Genomic DNA, 264 nt, shown 5'->3' with positions numbered 1-264 from the left:
AGATCCTGCTTATCTGGCGAAACTGCTGACCCGTCAGCGTCGACACAGTTTTGAAGATCGCGAATTGCCGCTATTTCGTGATAGCGAAAATGCCGGGCAGCTCTTTAACAGCGATGGTGAACAGGATGTCGGCAACCCGCTGCTGGCTTCATGGGGTAAGCTTGGGCGCGACTACATTTATCTCCTTTCTGACCTGGAGAGCAGCCAGGAGCTGGACGCCTTTGTCGATGTCACGCCAGATAACCTGCTGCATAACATTCAGTC

The 264-nt window shown here is 53.0% G+C and carries 1 protein-coding gene; it reads left to right on the top strand.

The window, feature by feature from the left end; genetic code table 11:
• A partial coding sequence (locus SB756_RS31125) for an exodeoxyribonuclease V subunit gamma (RefSeq protein WP_410913378.1) occupies window positions 1–264 on the top strand: 264 nt, incomplete at both ends.

It is taken from the genome of Pseudomonas sp. SIMBA_068 (assembly GCF_046534705.1).
GTDB classification, from domain to species: Bacteria; Pseudomonadota; Gammaproteobacteria; order Pseudomonadales; family Pseudomonadaceae; genus Aquipseudomonas; species Aquipseudomonas putida.
The sequence above is the reverse complement of the archived record's forward strand: the minus strand, read 5'-3'. Positions and strand labels throughout refer to the sequence as shown.